Genomic DNA, 16,249 nt, shown 5'->3' with positions numbered 1-16,249 from the left:
GAACTCAAGGGGAGACGGGTGTCGCCATGCTGGCGTTCATGATGTCTGGTGGGTATAATTCGCAAGCTTTTCGACGGTTGTTTGGATGTCCAGGCTTACACGCTCTTGCGGTCTCGCGGTTTTTCTTGCCCTGCTCTGCCTCGGCGAAGCGCCGGCTCATGCCCAAGGCGCACCCCTGCAATATTGGATTCCCGGCGGACCCTTCGGCTTCGGCGGCGTTGCCGGCCAGAGCGCCGACAGCTACGGCAATTTCCCGAGCTTCAATGGCGGCGACGCAAGCGGCCGCAGCAATTCTGCGAACGGCTTCTTTGTCGGCAGTCAGCGTGGCAATCTCAATTGGAGCGGCCTCAGCCCGGCCGGACTGAGCGGCAATTTCAGCGCGCTCTCTTATGATGCCACGCAATTTGGCTACAACACCAAGACCGCGGGCGGCATGCCCGTCACGTTCTTTGCCGGTTTCGACACGCTGAAATACGGCGGCGGCATCGGCAGCTCGCTTGCGCCGCTCACCTCCAGCGCCTCGCCCGGCTATGGCGCATTCGCGGGTGTCGAGTTCAAGCCGACCTCCAACCTCAGCCTGTCGTTCGGCGCCGGCTTCACCCAGCAGGACTCGGGCCGCATGGATAGTGATCTCAGATCGAACATGCTGCCCGGCGAGTCGCCGGCGTTGAGTGGCCTTCGGCGCTAACTAGCGCGTGAACTTCGCCACCAGCTCGACATGCGGCGTATGCCGGAACTGGTCGACCGGCACCACGGCATCCATCTTGTAGCCGCCATCGATCAGCAGCCGCGCATCGCGGGCAAAGGTCGTGACGTTGCAGGAGACCGCGACCACCACAGGCACCTTGCTCGCGGCGAGCTTCAAGGCCTGCGCCTGCGCGCCCTGGCGCGGCGGGTCGAACACGACGGCGTCGAAATCGCGCAGCTCCGGCGCCACCAGGGGACGGCGAAACAGATCGCGCGGCTCGGCCTTGATCGGCTTGAGCCCCGGCGTCCGCGCGGCTTTTTCGAGCGCTGCAACGGCGCCGGCGTCGTTGTCATGGGCGGTGACGCGGGCCTTCTCGGCGAGCCGCAACGCGAACGGCCCGACGCCGCAGAAGAGATCGAGAACGTTTTTGGCTTTGCCGATGCGCTCCGCGACCAGCGACGCAAGCGTCTCTTCGCCGGCGACGGTCGCCTGCAGGAACGAGCCCGGCGGTAGCGTCACCTCGGCGCGGCCCATCTGCAGGGTCGGTGGCAGGCGTTGCAGCACCAGTTCGCCGTGCCGTGTCAGCCGCGCCAGGCGATGCTGCTCGGCGACACGTGACAGCGCCGTCACGAGCGGCGTTGGCAGCGGGCCGGAGCCGCGCACGTCGATGTCGAGACCGTTGGCGGTCGCAGTGACCTGGATGTCCAGCGGTTTCGTCACCGGCATTTTGGACGTCAGCAGCTCGGCGAGCGCCCAGCCGGCATCGAGTGCACCGTCGAGCCCGGGATCGAGGATCGGGCAGCGATCGATCGGGATGACGTCGTGCGAGCTCGCCGCCGAGAAGCCGACCTTGAGGATGTCATGGGTGCCGAACCGGCCGTGCAGCGTGATGCGCCTGCGTCCCGCACCGTGGGCATCGACCAGCGACGCCACCTCGCAATCGATGCCGGCCTGGGCCAGGGTCTCGACCACGATGCCGCGCTTCCAGGCGTGATACGGTTCAGCCGCCCAGTGCTGGATCGCGCAGCCGCCACAGACGCCGAAATGCGGGCAGAACGGCGCGACGCGCTCGGGGCTGGCGACGTCCACTGCCAGCAGCTTGCGGCGGTCAGGATGATTGCCGACGACATGATCGACTTCGACGGCCTCACCGCCGAGCGTGTAGGGCACATAGATGGCTTCCCCAGCGTCGAGCGAGACGCCGTCGCCGCGATGGCCGACGTGATCGATCGTCACGCGCTCAACCACGGCGCGCGCCCAGGAAGAATTCGATGTTGCCGTCGCCGCCGGTGATCGCCGACGGGAATACCTCGATATTGGTGCAGCCGAGCGAGGCCGCAAAGCCGGCGATGTCGTCGCAGATCTCGCGGTGCACGGCGGCGTCGCGGACGATGCCCTTCTTGTTGTGCTTCCGGTCCGCCTCGAATTGCGGCTTGATCAGCGCCAGCAGGCTCATCGGAGCGGCCGCCAGCGACAGCGCCACGGGCAGCACCGTCTTGAGCGAGATGAAGCTGACGTCGATCACGACGACATCGGGCCGCGCCGGCAGGCGCTTGCCGTCATAGGCGCGGATGTCGGTCTCTTCCATCGACACGATCTTGGAGTGGCCGCGCAGCGACGGATGCAGCTGGCTGGTGCCGACATCGACGGCAAAGACGAGACTTGCGCCATTCGCCAGCAGCACCTCGGTGAATCCGCCGGTGGAAGCGCCGACGTCGAGGCAGACATGGTCCTCGATCTCGATCGGGTAGCGCTCCAGCGCGCCGGCGAGCTTGACCCCGCCGCGGGAGACGTAGGGGTGCGCGGGCTCGGCCTGGATCACGGCGTCCTCGGCGATGGTCTCCGACGGCTTTGCGACCTGCTTGTCGTCGGCCGTGACGAGCCCGGCCTCGATCGCCGCGCGCGCCCGCGCCCGGCTCTCGAACAGGCCGCGCTCGACCAGCAGAACATCCGCGCGCTTGCGGGCAGGGGACATCATCTCTCCAAAGATGCCTGAGGCGCTTATGTAGCGATCAATCGCGCGGCCGCCATCCGGACGCAAGCCTCGAACGCGGCCAGATCGTGCCAGACGTCGATCGGCATCTGCGCGGGCGTCACCAGCGGGCAGCCATGCAGCTCCAGCGCGTGGATCATCATGAGATTGTCGACTAGGCCAAAATCCTCGACCGCCAGCCCCTGCGCGTCGGCCAGCCGCCCATCCTCGGACGTCACGTCCATGAAACGGCCGAGGCGGTCGGCATAGGCGGCGCCGTCATTGGAATAGGCGAGGCAAAACTTGCGGCGGCCAGCCATGTAGCCGAGCTCGTAGACGGTGCCGGGATCGGCGCCAGCGCCGCGGAACGGCGTGAGGTTGGCGATGATCGCATCGGCCGCGTCCATCATCGCCTCGTTGCCGCAGAAGATCTGCCGCGAGGCGTCGGGAGCGGCGAGGTCGATCTCGTTGTCGAGGGGATAGAGGCCGGTGAGGCCGTGCGCAGCACAGATCGCGGCCTTCTGCCGGCCGATCTCGACCGCATCTGGCAGGAACACGTCGGGGCCTGCCAGATAGATTTTCATCGAGCTACTTCGCGGAAGGTCGAAGCTCGCTGTTACGCGAGCTTGACCGTCTCGGCCTTGACGTCCTTGCCGAGCGCCTCGAACACCTTGGCGACGATGCCCTTGGCGTCGAGACCGGCACGACCGTACATCGCCGCCGGGGTGTCGTGGTCCTGGAACACGTCGGGCAGCACCATGGTGCGGAACCGCACCAGGCCGCTGTCGAGCGCGCCCTGATCGCTCAGGTACTGCGCGACATGCGAGCCGAAACCGCCGACCGAGCCTTCCTCGATGGTGATGAGGATCTCGTGGTCGCGCGCGAGCTTGAGCACCAGCTCGGTGTCCAGCGGCTTCATGAAGCGCGCATCCGCGATCGTGGTCGAAAGGCCGTGGGCTGCGAGCTCGTCGGCGGCCTTCTCGCATTCGGCAAGGCGCGTGCCGAAGGAGAGCAGGGCGATCTTGCTGCCCTGGCGGACGATGCGGCCCTTGCCGATCTCGAGCGGAATGCCGACTTCGGGCATCTCGATGCCGCGGCCTTCGCCGCGCGGATAGCGCAGCGAGCTCGGACGATCGTTGATCGCGACCTGCGTTGCAACCATGTGCACCAGCTCGGCTTCGTCGGCCGCGGCCATGATCACCATGTTCGGCAGACAGCCGAGATAGGCGTTGTCGAACGAGCCGGCATGGGTGGCGCCGTCGGCGCCGACGAGGCCGGCGCGGTCGATGGCGAAGCGCACAGGCAGGCTCTGGATCGCGACGTCATGCACGATCTGGTCGTAGCCGCGCTGCAGGAAGGTCGAGTAGATCGCGCAGAACGGCTTGTAGCCTTCGGTGGCCAGGCCGGCGGCGAACGTCACTGCGTGCTGCTCGGCAATGCCGACGTCGAAGGTGCGGTCCGGGAAAGCCTTGTTGAAGATGTCGACTCCGGTGCCCGACGGCATCGCCGCGGTGATGGCGACGATCTTGTCGTCCTTCTCCGCTTCCTTGACGAGGCTCTGGCCGAACACGTTCTGATAGGCCGGCGCGTTCGGCTTGGACTTGGCCTGGGTGCCGGTCGCAACGTCGAACTTGACCACCGCGTGGTACTTGTCGGCGGAGGCTTCCGCCGGGCCGTAGCCCTTGCCCTTCTGCGTCACGACGTGAACCAGGATCGGGCCGGTCTCCATATCGCGCACGTTCTTCAGCACGGGCAGGAGATGGTCGAGGTTATGGCCGTCGATCGGGCCGACGTAATAGAAGCCGAGCTCCTCGAACAGCGTGCCGCCGTCCATCATGAAGCCGCGGGAATATTCCTCGACGCGGTTGGCGCGGCTGGCGATGATCTTGGGCAAGCGCTTGTTGATCTGCTTGGCCGCATCGCGCAGCGTGCGGTAGGTCTTGCCCGAGTAGAGCCGCGACAGGTAGGCGCTCATCGCGCCGACCGGCGGCGCGATCGACATGTCGTTGTCGTTGAGGATGACGATCAGGCGCGAGTTCATCGCACCCGCATTGTTCATGGCCTCATAGGCCATGCCCGCCGACATCGCGCCGTCACCGATGACGGCGATAACGTTGTTCTTGCCGCCGGCGAGGTCGCGCGCGACTGCCATGCCGAGCCCGGCGGAGATCGAGGTCGAGGAATGCGCGGCGCCGAACGGATCGTAATCGCTCTCGCTGCGCTTGGTGAAGCCGGACAGCCCGCCGCCGGTGCGCAGCGTGCGGATGCGATCGCGCCGGCCGGTGAGGATCTTGTGCGGATAGGCCTGGTGGCCGACGTCCCAGATCAGCCGGTCGCGCGGGGTGTCGAAGACGTAATGGATCGCAGTGGTGAGCTCGACCACGCCGAGGCCTGCGCCGAAATGACCGCCGGTCACCGAGACGGCATCGATGGTCTCCTGACGCAGCTCGTCGGCGACCTGGCGAACCTGCTCGATCTTGAGCTTGCGCAGGTCGTCCGGCGTCCGGATGGTGTCGAGAAGCGGCGTTTTACTGTATGCGTTCACGGCGATTTCCAATTTGTCAGCGCCGGAAGGTCATTCCGGTGCGCGATGGGTTTGCACAATATCGGCGCAGCGCGAGTCCTTAAACCGTCGGAGCCACCTGCATGGGGCAAAGCCCCGTCTTCAAGCTTAGGTGAGCTTAAGTGCTCTCCGGTTCAGTCTCTGTGATCCCTGTCACTTAGATCGGCTTCGTCCATCCAGCCAATTCATCAGCAGTTTGAAGCGCTTGTCGTCGGTAATCAGTGCCCACGCAAGGCTTACAAAAAGCCACACTCCGCGCAGCTTTACACCAAAGCTTGGGCCAAAGCCAACCCGCTGGGCCGATTACGGCCATGCACCTGCAACCCGCGGGCCAGAGTGGTTAATCTTGGCGCCAGCGGAAGGGTTCCAAGCTTGCCCGGGTTCCTCGGCGAGGTTTTCGGCGAGGGGAAGCTATTTTTCGACGGATTCAGGAGGGCGCGGGGCCCGTGAGGGAGGTTCCGTAACCTTCAGAGCGCCGGTTCCCTGAGATCAGGCAGCAGCAACGCCCGACGGCGGCGTGCGATCATGAAAATCCCGGTGCCCACTGCGTGAGAGAAGCGGCTTTGAAGGCGGCCCTTACTGGACGTCGAGCGGCGCGGTGCCGGTGGCCTGGCCGCTGGCATCGGTGGTGATCTTGTCGACGCGTGCCTCAGCCTGGCGCAGCAATTCCTCGCAGCGGCGCTTCAGGGCCTCGCCGCGCTCGTAGATCGTCACGGATTCCTCGAGCGGCACCTTGCCGTCCTCGAGCCGCTTCACGATGGTTTCGAGCTCCTCGATGGCGCGTTCGAAGGTCAGCCTGGAGACGTCGATTTGGGTATTTTCGGCCATATAAGTTTCCGATTGCCCGATTCGCTTCACGTCGGAGAAAGCAAAGTTTTGCGGGCGCAATGTGGCGGGTGCGTCAGGCGCCCATCAGGGCGCCGACATGCGCCGTAACAGATTCTTTCAGTCCTTGCAGGTCGTAGCCGCCTTCGAGCACAGAAACAACGCGCCCCCCGGCGGTCTTGTCGGCGAGGTCCATCAGCTTGCGCGTGACCCAGGCATAATCCTCCGCGCGCAAATTCAGCGACGCCAGCGGATCGCGATAATGCGCGTCGAAGCCGGCAGAGATGACGAGCAGCTCCGGGCTGAATTTTTCGAGCTGAGGCAGGATCAAATTCTCGAACGCGATGCGGAATTCCGGCCCGCCGTCCTCGGAGGCGAGCGGCGCGTTGACGATGGTGTCGTGGTCGCCGCGCTCGCTCTTGGCGCCGGTGCCCGGAAACAGCGGCATCTGGTGCGTCGAGCAGTACATCACGGTCGGGTCCGACCAGAAGATGTCCTGCGTGCCGTTGCCGTGATGCACGTCGAAATCGACGATGGCCGCGCGCTTGATGCCGTATTTGCGCTGCGCGTGGCGCGCGGCGATGGCGACGTTGTCGAAGAAGCAGAAGCCCATCGGCTTGCCGATCTCGGCGTGGTGGCCGGGCGGGCGCACCGCGACGAAGGCGTTGCGATGCTCGCCGGCCATCACCGCTTCGGTCGCCGCGACCGCGCCACCGACGCCGCGCATCACCGCTTCCCACGTGCCCGGCGACATCGAGGTGTCGCCATCGATATAGACGAGGCCGCTGGTCGGCGCGATGTGGCGCAGCTCCGTGACGTAGTGCTCGTTGTGGCAGAGCGTGACGAGATCGAGATCGCCCTCCGGCGCCTGGTCGCGCACCAGGAACTGGAAGCGCTCATGCGACAGCGCCTCCTCCACCGCGCGCAGGCGGTCCGGCCTTTCAGGGTGTCCCGGCGGCGTGACGTGGTCGAGGCAGGCCTTGTGGGAGAGGAGAAGCGTACTCATCAGTCGGCCTCATGGGATGCGGGCTCTCGACGTCGCTTGGCGCATCCGGCGCCAAAACGCAAATGCAAAACCAATCTATGCGTTCCCCCGGGAATGGCAAAGGGTGGTCCCGGACCGGTCCGTTTGATCCGGATCAATTCATGCGCAGGATGCGGCTGAGCGGCAGCGGCCCGATCGGTCCGTGCGCCCTGAAGAACGCGAACAGCGCGTCGGCGTCGTAACCGCCATATTGCAGGCCCGTGCCCTGTTTGACGACCGTGAAGCCGTCGCCACCGACTGCGAGGTAATCGTTGAGGGTGACGCGGTAGCCGCTTCCGGCTTCGATCGGTCTGCCGTTGAGCGTGATCTTCTCGTTGATCACGCGCTCGCCGTACGGCTTCGCCGCATCCCAGGCGTAACTGAACCCGTTGGAGACCTGGAGAATCCGCGGCCGCTTCGGGTCGAGCCATTGCTGCTCCAGCATGTCCTTGAGCTGGTTGCCCGTGAGCGTCATGGTGACGAGCCGGTTGCGGAAAGGCTGGCTGGCGAAAATGTCGCCGAAGGTTATCGCGCCGTTCTCCTTTGGAATGATGTCGGTGCGGATGCCGCCTGGATTGGTGAGCGCGATGACGGCACCGCCGTCCCTGGCGTCCCGGGTCGCGGCGAGCTGCGCGTCCGCAATGACGTCGCCGAGCGCGCTTTCGCCGGCCTCGTTCGGCACGCGTGACAGCGTCTGCGTCACCGATCCAGCCGGGCGATTGGCGATCGGCGCCGAAAGCCTGTCGTAGGCATCGATCAGTGCGGTCTGCTCGGGATCCCTAGGCAGCGACGCATTGGCGACGAGGACGTTCTCGGCCCTGGCGCTGACGATGTCGCGCGTTGCCGGATCGAGCTTGAGATCGATCGCGGTGACCAGCGTACCGTATTTGTCGCCGCTGGTGACGAGCCGCCCGTCGATTTGGCAAACATAAGCACGATGAGTGTGGCCACTGACCACGACGTCGACGGCGCGCTCGAATTTTTTTAAGATGTCGACGATCGGCCCGGTGATGGCAGGGCATTCATTGTAGTCACCGGCCGGCTCGCCGCCCTGGTGGATCAGCACCACGATCGCCTCGACCCCGCGCGCCTTCAGCTGCGGCACCAGCGCGTTCACCGTCTCGGCTTCGTCGCGGAATTCGAGGCCCGTGATGCCTGATGGCGAGACGATGCCCGCGGTCTCCTTCAAGGTCAGCCCGATGAAGGCGATGGGGATGCCCTCGAACTCCCTGATCTCGTAAGGCGGCAGCACGCTTCTGCCGGTCGCGGTCTCGATGGTGGACGCCGCGAGATAGCGGAATTTGGCGCCCTGGAAGGGATGCGGACCTTGGCAGCCGTCGACGGGATGACAGCCCCCGTTCTGCATCCGCAGGAGCTCGGTCTTGCCCTCGTCGAATTCGTGATTGCCGACCGAACTGATCGCGAGCCCCATCATCGAGAGCGATTCGATCGAAGGTTCGTCGTGGAACATTGCCGACAGGAACGGGCTCGCGCCGATCAGGTCGCCGGCGGCGACGAAGATCGTGTTCTTGTGGCCTTCGCGCAGCTGCTTCACCAGCGTCGCCATGTATTCGGCGCCGCCCGCCGCCACCATCACCTTCCTGGACTTGTCCTCGGGATCACTGATCCGGATGCCGCCCGGCGGCGGGCGCAGATTGCCGTGGAAATCGTTGATCGCGAGGATGCGCAGCTCAACGGGTGCGGCGGTTTGGGCGGACGCGGGCAGGGCGGCGAGCCCCAGCGAGAAGACGGTCAGGCGGAGAACATGTCGCATGGAACCAGACTAGTCGTTCCGCACGAAGATTTCACGAAGCTTTCTTCCTTCTCCCCTTGCGGGAGAAGGTGGCGCGAAGCGCCGGATGAGGGGTTGTCTCCGCAAATTCAAATGTGAATTCTCCTGCAAGGGGAGAGGGAAAAACAGCCTACTTTTTCTTCTTCCTGTTCATAAACGCGTTGAACGCGGCGGTGGCTTCTTCCGACTTCAGCCGCTCACCGAACAAATGGGCCTCCTGGTCGATGCGGCGGGTGAGCTCCTCGGATGCGACGCGCAGCAGTTTGCGCGAGGTCGCGACCGCTTCGGCGGGAAGCCGGCAGATATCGCGCGCCACCTTGCGCGCCTCGACCTCGGTATGACCCGGCGAGACCACGGTGTTGACGAAGCCGGCGGCATGCGCTTCCGCGGCTGTAAAAGTCCGTCCCATCACCAGCATGGCGAAGGCGCGCTGGTAGCCCATCGTGTTCGGCATCAAGAGGCTGGACGCGCCGACCGGCACGAGCCCGAGATGGATGTAGGGCGCGGAGAAGGTCGCCGCGTTCGAGGCCAGCACATAGTCGCAATGGAACAGCATCACGGTGCCCATGCCGATCGACGCGCCGTCCACGGCCGCGATCACCGGCTTGGCGTTGAGTGCGAGCGAATAGAGAAACTTCGCGCCGTCGGACAGCGTCTCGGGGCGCGACGTGTCGGCGTGCATGAAATCGTCGATGTCGTCGCCGGCGGTGAACACGCCGGAGCCGCCGGTGATGATCATGCAGCGGATGTCGGGATTGTTCTGCGCGGTGTCGATCGCGCGGCTCATCTCCCGATACATGTCCTGCGTGATCGCGTTCTTCTTGCTCGGGCGACGCAGGGTGATCACGCGCGTTCCGCGCTCTTCGGTGACGATGATGTTGCCATTCGGCATGAAGGGGCCCCTGCGGTCGCCGCGATACTGACATTGGCTAGACTCGCGAAACGTCAGCCTACATCATCTTGCAGGCGTGCCAATGCGCTGGCTCGACCTTTTGGAGACCGAATTCGCGTGAGACGGGCGCATCACGCTCCCCGCGTGCTGCGCGTTGCAACAATCAGCTACCTTTTTCATTTGAAAAACCCCTGGTTGTGGTGCACGATCGCCTCGCGCCGCTCCATTTGGCCGATTGCCCGATTGATGATTGCCGCCACGCGTGTTGACGAATCTTCGCTGCACTACCGCGGCTGGCGCGTCGTGCTGGCCTGCTTCCTGATGGCTTTCTTCATGTTCGGCTTCGGTCTGTACGGCCAGGGCGTCTATCTTGCCGAGCTGCAGCGCGCCCATGGCTGGCCGGGCACGCTGGTTTCCGCGGCCAGCACCTTCTCCTTTCTCCTGACTGCCGTACTCGTCATCTTCACCGACGATCTGCTCGCCCGCATCGGGCTGCGGTCGTTGATCCTGTGCGGCCTGTCGGCGCTCGGCGCTTCGACGGTGCTGCTGGCGCTGCTGCAGACGCCCTGGCAGCTCTACCTCGCCTATGCGCTGATGTCGGTCGGCTGGACCGGGATGGGCACGGTGGTGATCGCGACCGTGCTGAATTCCTGGTTCGAACGGCGCCGGGGGCTCGCGCTCAGCCTCGCTTACAACGGCGCGACCTGCGGCGGCATCGTGCTCGTGCCGCTGCTGCTGACGCTGAGCGGCAGCATCGGCTTCCGTTCCGCGATGCTGGCGGCCACGCTGGCGATGGTGGTGCTGGTGCTGCCGGTGGTGGTCATCTTCACCGGTTGGCGCACCGAAATGCCGCCGACGCCGGGCGGGGATTCATTCGATGGCGGCACCGCCGTGCCTGCGGTTCACTCGCGCAAGACGCTGCTCGCCAATGCGGCGTTCTGGACCATGGTGCTGCCGATCGCGGTCGCGCTGCTGGCGCAGATGGGATTCATCATCCACCAGGTGACGTTCCTTGAACCGCTGATCGGCCGCGCCAGTGCGGGTCTTGCCGTCACCATCATGGCGGCGATGGCGGTGGTCGGGCGCCTGTCGCTCGGCCTGTTCGTGGACCGGCTCGATCCGCGGCTCGCCTGCGCGGCATCGATGACGAGCCAGGCGGCGGCTCTGTTCGTGCTTCTGCAAAGCACGAACCCGACCGTGCTCCTCGTGTGCTGCGCCGTCTACGGTTTCTCGATCGGCAACATGATCACGTTCCCGCCTTTGATCATCCAGCGCGAGATCGGCGCGAGCGCCTTCGCCGCCGCGATGGGACTGGGCACCTCGATCAGCGGCATCGTCAGCGCCTTCGGCCCCGGCATCGTCGGTCTCGTGCGCAGCGTAACCGGCGATTACACGAGCGCGTTTGCGATGTGCGTGGTGCTAGATCTGGTGGCGGCTGCCGTTGTGCTGTGGCGGCCGGGGCGACATACGAAGCTCGCGGCTTCGTAGCCCGGATTGCGCTGCGCTCCATCCGGGCTGCGCGTCCCAGCTACCCCAACAGCACCGCATCCGCCGCCGCGACCGACTCCGCGCTCTCCGTCACGGTGCGCTCGAGCGCGCCGGCCTGCACGGCGATGTTCTCGGCGAAGAAGCGTGCTAGCGAGACGTAGCGCACGGCGTCCGTGATGCCATGGGATTTCGCGGCGAGCGCTTCGGATGCCAGCATGCAGCCGCCCAGCGTGGCGCCGAACTGCTGCAGATACGGCGTCGCCCCGGCCAGCGCCTCGTTCGGCGCAGACGCAACCCGCTGCAGCAGCCATTTGCTGGTGCGCGTCAGCGCCTCCAGTGCCTCGCGCAGCTTCACGCCCGTGGTGCCGAAGGCGGGATCGTTGGAGGCTTCGACCTGCTTCACGATGGCCGAGAGCTCGTCGAGCAGCGCCCACACCGCCGTGCCGCCGTTGGCCGCGAGCTTTCGCGTGACGAGGTCGATGGCCTGGATGCCGTTGGTGCCCTCGTAGATCGCGGTGATGCGCGCATCGCGATAGTGCTGCGCCGCGCCGGTCTCCTCGATGAAGCCCATGCCGCCATGCACCTGCACGCCGAGATAGGCGACCTCGTTGCCGATGTCGGTGGAATAGCCCTTGGCCATCGGCGTCAGCAGCGCCGCGCGCGCGGCAGCGTCGGCGCGGACCTTCGGATCCCTGGCGCGCGTCGAGACGTCGATCGCGACCGCGGTCGCATAGCAGATGGTGCGCGCCGCCGCGGTCTGCGCCCGCATCCGCATCAGCATGCGCTTGACGTCGGGATGCACGAAGATCGGATCGGAGCCGTCACCCTTGTTGCCGAGGGCGCGGCCCTGCTTGCGCTCTTGTGCGTACGATAATGCCTGCTGATAGGCGCGATCGGCGACACCGACGCCTTCGAGGCCGACGCCGAGGCGGGCCTGGTTCATCATCGTGAACATGCAGCGCATGCCCTGGTTCTCTTCGCCGACCAGGAAGCCGATCGCGCCGCCATGATCGCCCATGGTCATGGTGCAGGTGGGGGAGGCATGCATGCCGAGCTTGTGCTCGACGCCAGAGGCAAAAATGTCGTTGCGCGCACCGAGCGAGCCGTCTTCGTTCACCATGAATTTGGGAACGAGGAACAGCGATATCCCCTTGGTGCCGGCGGGCGCGTCCGGCAGGCGCGCCAGCACGAAATGCACGATGTTGTCGGTCATGTCGTGCTCGCCATAGGTGATGAAGATCTTCGTCCCCTTGATGCGATAGGTGCCGTCGGCCTGCTTCTCGGCGCGGGTGCGCAGCGCGCCGACATCGGAGCCGGCCTGCGGCTCGGTCAGCTGCATCGTGCCGGTCCATTCGCCGGAGACGAGCTTCTCGAGATAGATCTTCTTCAACTCGTCGCTGCCATGCGCGTCCAGCGCCTCCATCGCCGACGCCGTCAGCAACGGGCAGAGGCCGAAGGCGACGTTGGCGGCGCTCCAGATCTCGGTGCAGGCGGCGTTGATCGCGAGCGGCAGGCCCTGTCCGCCAAAATCCTCGGGGCCGGAGACCGCGTTCCAGCCGCCCTCGGTCCAGCGCTTGTAGGCATCCGGCCAGCCCGGCGCGGTCGTGACCTTGCCGTCGCTGAGCTTGATGCCGTGCTCGTCGCCGACCTTGTTCAGCGGCGCCAGCACGTCGGTTGCGAACTTGCCGGCTTCCTCCAGCACGGCGCTCACGAGATCGCCGTCGAAATCGCCGTAATGGCCGGCCTCCATGGCAGCCTTCAGGCCGGCGCCGTGGGTGAGCGACAGCAGCATGTCAGAGATCGGCGCGCGGTAGGTCATGGCTCACTCCCGGAGAGACAGGTCTTGGCGTCGTATTCCCATGAAACGGCGGAGGTCTCAACTGTCGGGAGGGGTGGCGGAGCTGCTGTCGGGAGCGGGGGGCGTAGCGCCCATATCAGGCATGGCGCGGCGCCACCGGCGCCTGTGGTATTTTGCCCCTCCGGGCGGTTGAAATGCCGCGCCTCTCCCTATAGACCGGCACCACTCGAGGGAATCCGCGGACGCTCCTGTCGCCGCCGTTCCCCAGGGCCTGATGGGGCGTAGCCAAGTGGTAAGGCAGCGGATTTTGATTCCGCCATTCGGAGGTTCGATCCCTCCCGCCCCAGCCAGCACGTAAGCTGTTGAGTTCGCTTCATAAGCAGCCTATTTCCGCCAAGGTTTTCAGGGCCGTTTGGAAATACGGATTCTGAGCTTGGTACGCTCCGAACGAGATCGCGTCGTACAGCACGATGACCTCCGTCGCTTTCATCCCAACATATATACTCGGGAGACGGGCCGGCGCAGGTCCGCTACGTCGTCATCGTAGGATAGAGTACCCCGGCGAACAAATTGGATATCGCTCCCAAGAGCGCGCTTTCGTTTCCAAGCGCCGGCTCACACGCTCGGAACGCCGCTGCGCGTCCCCACGTCTTTCTGAAAGCTCGCAACGAGCGCGATCTTGCCGCCCTGCAACGCCGCGGATTGTAAACTGGGGTACCACTACTTAGCCGGCAAAGCGTACGCAACCAGGGAATCACCGATCGGCGTCTCCATGAAATGATGACCGCCGGCCATGATGACGAGGTACTGGCGGCCGCCGGCCTCGTAGGTGATCGGCGTGGCCTGGCCGCCGGCAGGTAGCACGTCCTTCCAGACAGTTTTTCCAGTTTTGATATCGATTGCGCTGATCAGATTATCGGTCGTCGCTGCGACGAAGATAAGCCCGCCGGCGGTCACGACGGCACCGCCATTATTTGGCGTCCCGATTCTGATCGGCAGCATCGACGGGATCCCGAACGGGCCGTTCGTCCGGGCTTCACCCAACGGACGATCCCACAGCGTCCTGCCGGTCTTCAGATCGATAGCGCGAATTCCGCCATAGGGCGGCTGCTTGCACAACAATCCGGTGCCCGGCAGCCGCCAGCCGGCATTGACGTTGATCGCATATGGGGAACCGAGCTGCGGATCGCCGGCGCCTTCCTGCCCGCCAATTTCGCCGCGCGCCTGGTCCCGCGGCGCCCAACCAAGACGATTGGCCTCGTCGCGCGGCACCAGCCGATTATAGTTCGGCATGTCGTTGTAATTGGCAATGATGATGTCGCGTACGGGATCGATGGCGATGCCGCCCCAATCGGAGCCGCCATTATAGCCTGGATATTCAATCCAGTGCGGGCTGGCGGTGGGGGGCGTGAAGATGCCCTTGTAGCTCGCCTGACGAAACTGGATACGGCAGATCATCTGGTCGATTGGCGACATACCCCACATATTCTGCTCTGTGAGATCGGCCTTTCGCAAGGTGTGATAAAGCGAGAATGGCTGGGTTTTGGCGCGCTGCGCAGGCTCCACGCCGCCTTGCGGCACCGGCCTCTCTTCGACGCCGACGAGCGGCTTGCCCGTGCGGCGGTCGAGCACGAAAATGTCGCCGCGCTTGCTCGGCAACACCAGCGCCGGCACCGGCGCGCCATTGTCCGTCGGGAAGTCGATCAGCGTCGCTTGAGAGCCGAGATCGTAGTCCCAGACATCATTGTGCACGGTCTGGAAATGCCAGGCGGGCTTGCCGGTCGTAACATCTAGCGCGACCAGCGATGTCGCGAACTCCTTCTCGCGATCCGAGCGGCTGCTGCTCCAGTAATCCACGGCGGAAACCCCAAGCGGCAGATAGACGAGTCCAAGCTCCTCGTCGCCGGAGGCGGTCGTCCACATATTGGGCGTGCCCCTGGTATAGGTTTGTCCAACCTGCGGCGGTGCGCTTGCATCCGGCTTGGCCATGTCCCAGGCCCAACGCAACGCCCCCGTCTGCGCGTCGTATCCCTGAATCACACCCGAGGGCGCGTCCCGCTTTTGCCCATCGAGCACTTCATGCCCGATAACAACGACGCCGCGCACAATCGTCGGCGCCGACGTGATCGCAAACATGCCGGGATCGTGCCGACCAACTCCCGTCGCAGTGTCGACCTGTCCGTCATATCCGAATGCCTCGCAACGCTTGCCGGTCTTCGCATCGATTGCGATCAGGCGTGCGTCGAGCGTGCCTTCGATGATGCGGCTGGCACAGGGCGCGCCCTGATCGGCATTGGACAGTTCGTAATATGCAAGGCCTCTGCAAGCCGCGGTGTACGGAATGAACTCGTCCGGGACGCGCGGGTCAAATCGCCAGATCTGCTTGCCGGTCCTAGCGTCGACGGCGATAACGATGTTCTTGGGCGTGCAGACGTAGAGGTTATCCCCCACCTTCAGCGGCGTGTTCTCTGCGCCGTATGTGCCCTTTGTATTCTTGGTAGGCAAGTCGCCGGTATGAATAGTCCAGACCTTGGTGAGCTTGGCGACGTTCGTCGAGTTGATCTCGTCGAGCGGCGAATAGCGGCGCGCACTGTAGCTGCCGCCATAGGCAGGCCAATCTGTGCCTGCCTTGAGAGACGAAGGGTCGGCCATTGCGCCGGTCGGAGACGGCATGACGCGAGGAGCGGCGGTTGCCGGCCGAAAAGCCCCGGTCATCAACACAGTTGTGGCTACCAGCAGGACCAGCCCCGCAGCGATTGTAGCCGCGGCTTCATACTGGTGGCGAATGGGCCGAAGCTTCGGCGTGAGTGCCAGAACTGCGATCAGCAAAATGGCCGGTCCGACAGTCCGCGGCACCAGCGCCCAACCGTTGGCGCCAACTTCCCAGAACGCCCAGGCGAGGGTGAGCAGGAAGAGAACAAGGTAAAGCCATGCGCCTTCAACGCGCCGGCGGGCCAACAGGAGACCCGAGAGGATCAGGACGATTCCGCTGGGCAGATAGTAGAAGGAGCCTCCCAGCCAAAGCAGCCATGCTCCGCCGGCTCCGAGCACGAGGCCGATGAGAACCATGACTCCTCCGAGAGTGAATGCCGCCCAATCTGCTGCGCGATACCTCTGAGCCATGCCGGTTACTCGTCATCTGTTGATTACTTTGCTCCAGATCCAAAGTGCGTCCGCCGCTTTGGTTCCTGCATTTGCTCGTACGCT

12 protein-coding genes and 1 tRNA gene are annotated in these 16,249 nt (G+C 64.8%); 3 read left to right on the top strand and 10 right to left on the bottom strand.

The window, feature by feature from the left end; genetic code table 11:
* Positions 1-85 precede the first annotated feature (85 nt).
* Positions 86-688 carry a hypothetical protein gene (locus tag AC0L3U_RS07445; protein WP_473361246.1) on the top strand — a complete coding sequence of 201 codons (603 nt, stop codon included), beginning with the start codon at positions 86-88 and terminating at the stop codon, positions 686-688.
* On the opposite strand, the gene AC0L3U_RS07440 is transcribed toward AC0L3U_RS07445, so the two are convergent.
* The 8 genes from AC0L3U_RS07440 to AC0L3U_RS07405 form a co-directional block, all read right to left on the bottom strand.
* The gene (locus AC0L3U_RS07440; RefSeq protein ID WP_473361245.1) at positions 689-1,936 is read right to left on the bottom strand and encodes a class I SAM-dependent RNA methyltransferase; all 1,248 of its coding nucleotides are present in this window, start codon (positions 1,934-1,936) and stop codon (positions 689-691) included.
* Positions 1,929-2,663, bottom strand: a complete 735-nt coding sequence (locus tag AC0L3U_RS07435; RefSeq protein ID WP_456769687.1) for a TlyA family RNA methyltransferase — start codon at positions 2,661-2,663, stop codon at positions 1,929-1,931. Before AC0L3U_RS07435 ends, AC0L3U_RS07440 begins: the two co-directional genes overlap by 8 nt.
* A 26-nt stretch (positions 2,664-2,689) precedes the next feature.
* Positions 2,690-3,244, bottom strand: a complete 555-nt coding sequence (locus AC0L3U_RS07430; protein ID WP_473361244.1) for a nucleoside 2-deoxyribosyltransferase — start codon at positions 3,242-3,244, stop codon at positions 2,690-2,692.
* 32 nt (positions 3,245-3,276) lie between these two features.
* Positions 3,277-5,205 (bottom strand): 1-deoxy-D-xylulose-5-phosphate synthase, encoded by a 1,929-nt coding sequence (gene dxs / locus AC0L3U_RS07425; protein WP_247290957.1) that lies wholly within the window; start codon positions 5,203-5,205, stop codon positions 3,277-3,279.
* 594 nt (positions 5,206-5,799) lie between these two features.
* Positions 5,800-6,051: an exodeoxyribonuclease VII small subunit gene (locus tag AC0L3U_RS07420; protein ID WP_027516568.1), complete on the bottom strand. Its 252-nt coding sequence runs from the start codon at positions 6,049-6,051 to the stop codon at positions 5,800-5,802.
* A gap of 73 nt (positions 6,052-6,124) precedes the next feature.
* Positions 6,125-7,054, bottom strand: coding sequence for a histone deacetylase family protein (locus AC0L3U_RS07415; protein ID WP_007607412.1), 930 nt, complete (start codon positions 7,052-7,054; stop codon positions 6,125-6,127).
* Positions 7,055-7,187: 133 nt separating this feature from the next.
* A complete protein-coding gene (locus tag AC0L3U_RS07410) occupies positions 7,188-8,846 on the bottom strand; it encodes a bifunctional metallophosphatase/5'-nucleotidase (protein ID WP_473361243.1) in 1,659 nt (552 codons plus the stop codon).
* 148 nt (positions 8,847-8,994) lie between these two features.
* On the bottom strand, positions 8,995-9,756 hold the full coding sequence (locus AC0L3U_RS07405; protein WP_007607416.1) for an enoyl-CoA hydratase-related protein: 762 nt from the start codon (positions 9,754-9,756) through the stop codon (positions 8,995-8,997).
* Between the two features lie 246 nt (positions 9,757-10,002).
* Between AC0L3U_RS07405 and AC0L3U_RS07400 the strand changes: the two genes are divergently transcribed.
* Positions 10,003-11,244 carry an MFS transporter gene (locus AC0L3U_RS07400; protein WP_473361242.1) on the top strand — a complete coding sequence of 414 codons (1,242 nt, stop codon included), beginning with the start codon at positions 10,003-10,005 and terminating at the stop codon, positions 11,242-11,244.
* A gap of 40 nt (positions 11,245-11,284) precedes the next feature.
* On the opposite strand, the gene AC0L3U_RS07395 is transcribed toward AC0L3U_RS07400, so the two are convergent.
* Positions 11,285-13,063, bottom strand: a complete 1,779-nt coding sequence (locus AC0L3U_RS07395; protein WP_473361241.1) for an acyl-CoA dehydrogenase — start codon at positions 13,061-13,063, stop codon at positions 11,285-11,287.
* A gap of 254 nt (positions 13,064-13,317) precedes the next feature.
* Between AC0L3U_RS07395 and AC0L3U_RS07390 the strand changes: the two genes are divergently transcribed.
* A tRNA-Gln gene (locus AC0L3U_RS07390) sits at positions 13,318-13,392 on the top strand.
* Positions 13,393-13,762: 370 nt separating this feature from the next.
* Here the strand turns inward: AC0L3U_RS07390 and AC0L3U_RS07385 are convergent.
* Complete coding sequence (locus AC0L3U_RS07385; protein WP_473361240.1) at positions 13,763-16,111, bottom strand: membrane-bound PQQ-dependent dehydrogenase, glucose/quinate/shikimate family; 2,349 nt, start codon at positions 16,109-16,111, stop codon at positions 13,763-13,765.
* Positions 16,112-16,249 lie beyond the last annotated feature (138 nt).

It is taken from the genome of Bradyrhizobium sp. Kon69 (assembly GCF_055807515.1).
This window is presented reverse-complemented; position numbering and strand designations above follow the sequence as displayed.

Excerpts from the sequence above, each read along its gene's own strand:
- AC0L3U_RS07445 (WP_473361246.1), top strand. The coding sequence starts at position 86 with ATGTCCAGGCTTACACGCTCTTGCGGTCTCGCGGTTTTTCTTGCCCTG.
- AC0L3U_RS07435 (WP_456769687.1), bottom strand. The coding sequence starts at position 2,663 with ATGTCCCCTGCCCGCAAGCGCGCGGATGTTCTGCTGGTCGAGCGCGGC.
- AC0L3U_RS07430 (WP_473361244.1), bottom strand. The coding sequence starts at position 3,244 with ATGAAAATCTATCTGGCAGGCCCCGACGTGTTCCTGCCAGATGCGGTC.
- AC0L3U_RS07420 (WP_027516568.1), bottom strand. The coding sequence starts at position 6,051 with ATGGCCGAAAATACCCAAATCGACGTCTCCAGGCTGACCTTCGAACGC.
- AC0L3U_RS07415 (WP_007607412.1), bottom strand. The coding sequence starts at position 7,054 with ATGAGTACGCTTCTCCTCTCCCACAAGGCCTGCCTCGACCACGTCACG.
- AC0L3U_RS07410 (WP_473361243.1), bottom strand. The coding sequence starts at position 8,846 with ATGCGACATGTTCTCCGCCTGACCGTCTTCTCGCTGGGGCTCGCCGCC.
- AC0L3U_RS07405 (WP_007607416.1), bottom strand. The coding sequence starts at position 9,756 with ATGCCGAATGGCAACATCATCGTCACCGAAGAGCGCGGAACGCGCGTG.
- AC0L3U_RS07400 (WP_473361242.1), top strand. The coding sequence starts at position 10,003 with ATGATTGCCGCCACGCGTGTTGACGAATCTTCGCTGCACTACCGCGGC.
- AC0L3U_RS07395 (WP_473361241.1), bottom strand. The coding sequence starts at position 13,063 with ATGACCTACCGCGCGCCGATCTCTGACATGCTGCTGTCGCTCACCCAC.
- AC0L3U_RS07385 (WP_473361240.1), bottom strand. The coding sequence starts at position 16,111 with ATGGTTCTCATCGGCCTCGTGCTCGGAGCCGGCGGAGCATGGCTGCTT.